The 1683-nt window shown below is 35.3% G+C and carries 1 protein-coding gene; it reads left to right on the forward strand.

Annotation, left to right across the window (positions count from 1 at the left end):
* Nucleotides 1-202 precede the first annotated feature (202 nt).
* The gene (locus JCM9140_RS21900; RefSeq protein WP_052002501.1) at nt 203-1480 is read left to right on the forward strand and encodes an IS4 family transposase; all 1278 of its coding nucleotides are present in this window, start codon (nt 203-205) and stop codon (nt 1478-1480) included.
* The last annotated feature ends 203 nt before the right edge of the window (nt 1481-1683 follow it).

Genomic DNA, 1683 nt, shown 5'->3' on the forward strand with positions numbered 1-1683 from the left:
CCAATGTCATCAAGCTAACCTTACAAATTATGTAAGTGGTTTTTAAAGGAGATTCTCTTTGAATAGAGCTAAATTAAATAAAAATGAAAATGTCATAAAAGATTAGATTAATCCTTATAAAACCACTTGACTTTTCAGAATACCCCCAATAATCGTTTTGAATACCAGTTTTTGGTATACCAAAACAGAGTTGGTGATTTGTATGGGGATGAAAAAGACTTTTTTAGGGGCAGTTGAGGTTACGGAACGACTGCTAAATGATGTGATCTTTATGTGTGAATCGAGAACGAAACCCACCTATTTTACACGTCAAGGAAATAACAAGCTGGATTTCAAAAGTATCATTCTTTTTAGTCTGTTTTTTGTGAAAAGAAGTATTCAATTAGAACTGGATGCCTTTTTTCACCTCTTACATCCTTCGGATGTAAGTATTACAAAGCAGGGGTATTCAGAAGCGAGACGGAAAATCTCACCTACTGCTTTTATCAAACTAACAAACTCTGTTGTTCAATGGTTTTATGATGATTCTTCTTTTAAAACCTTTCATGGTTACAGACTTTGTGCTATTGATGGTTCCGTATTTGAACTGAGTAATACGGAACCGCTAAGGAACTATTTTGGGTTTTCGCAAAACCAGCGAACCGTTACCTATGCTCGTTCAAGAGTATCTTGTATTTATGACATCGAAAATGACCTTATCTTAACGTCAAAAATGGCACCATACACATCTAGTGAGCGAGATGTGGCCATGGAAATGATCGAAGAGCTAAACGAATTAAACTTACAAAATAACCTTATTTTGTTTGACAGAGGCTACCCTTCTCGAAGGTTTATTGCTTTTTTAGAAGAGGCTGGAATCAAGTATGTCATTCGTGCATCGAAGGGTGCAATGAAAGAGATTACAGGTGCTACAAAGGCAGATCAAATGATAGAAATCACTGAGGATAAGAAGAGCTTCACGGCCCGCGTCCTTAGATTTCAATTGGATTCAGGAGAAGAAGAAATACTCGTTACAAACGTTATGGACAAAAGCCTTGATCTTGATGACTTTAAAGTTCTCTACTTTAAACGATGGGGAATTGAAGTGAAATATAACGAACTGAAAAACAAACTACAAATCGAGAACTTTACAGGCAGTACACCGATCGCAGTGGAACAAGACTTCTATGCGTCTATTTATTTAATAAACATGGTTTCACTTCTAAAAAAGGAGGCGGATGAAGTCATTGATCAACAGGAAAAGGGGAAGGAACGGAAGTATAAATATAAGGTGAATACAAATATCCTAATAGGAAAGCTAAAAGATTCCATGATTCTTCTATTACTAGAAAAGAGGTCGGATGTGCGGCGGGCGATGTTTCATAGCATGATGAAAGAAATGATAAAAAATAAGACACCTATCCGGCCAGGAAGGCATCATCCCCGTAACAGGACACTTAAATCCAATAAGTTCGCCCAAAGCCAAAAGAGGTGTCTATAAAAAAGAACTAATATCAATATACTTTATTCTATAATCAAAAGTAAATATAAAATTTAGGGTCTTGAAAAAAATGTAAAAACAAGTCCCGGGCATCCTATTGCCTTTTTTAGAAACGAAAACTAAAAAAATCGTAAATATAGTTGTAAAATAATACAACTAAGATATTAATGTAAATTACTGGTTATTTAGCTTGATGACATTGG

The organism is Halalkalibacter wakoensis JCM 9140 (assembly GCF_000513095.1).
Lineage (GTDB): Bacteria > Bacillota > Bacilli > Bacillales > Bacillaceae_D > Halalkalibacter > Halalkalibacter wakoensis.